A 619-nucleotide genomic window follows, 5' to 3' on the forward strand; every position below is an offset into this window, starting at 1 on the left:
TAGTATAAAGAGTTGTTGGAAGTAATAAAAATTAAATATTATATTGTACCAGTAAATCAAATAAACAGGTGTAAAAAACCTTAGTAATTAATCACCAAAACTGTCAAGCTATTTTAGGAACGGTCAAAATCAAATATTGGCGATAGTTATAAACTACCGCCAATATTCAGCTAAAAGCATATATCTACCTCCTCAAAGCATATGTTGCATCGCTAAAAGCATGTATCAACATCCTCAAAGCATATGTTGTATCGCTAAAAGCATATACCGACATCCTTAAAGCATATGTTGTATCGCTAAAAGCATGTACCGACATCCTCAAAGCATATGTTCTATCGCCAAAAGCATATACCGACATCCTCAAAGCATATGTTCTATCGCCAAAAGCATATACCGACAACCTTAAAGCATATGTTGCATCGCTAAAAGCATGTATCGACAACCTCAAAGCATATGTTGCATCACTAAAAGTGTTCAAAAGAAAATTAATACCGGGTCTGTTCAATAAACTGTGTCAAAAAGAAAATTAATAACTTTAAACATAGGAATTATGTCAGATCAACAAGAAGAGCAGCACTTCAATTATAAAGCATTTGAAGATTCAGCTTTAGAGCAGCTA

General features: G+C 33.4%; 1 protein-coding gene. It reads right to left on the reverse strand.

Translation table 11 applies throughout. From position 1 onward, the window contains the following. Positions 1-184 precede the first annotated feature (184 nt). Entirely contained in the window at positions 185-478 is a 294-nt protein-coding gene (locus tag EHC72_RS22480; protein WP_131539962.1) for a hypothetical protein, read from the reverse strand. Between the last annotated feature and the right edge of the window lie 141 nt (positions 479-619).

The sequence above is a fragment of the Pedobacter nototheniae genome (assembly GCF_004335085.1).
GTDB lineage: Bacteria > Bacteroidota > Bacteroidia > Sphingobacteriales > Sphingobacteriaceae > Pedobacter > Pedobacter nototheniae.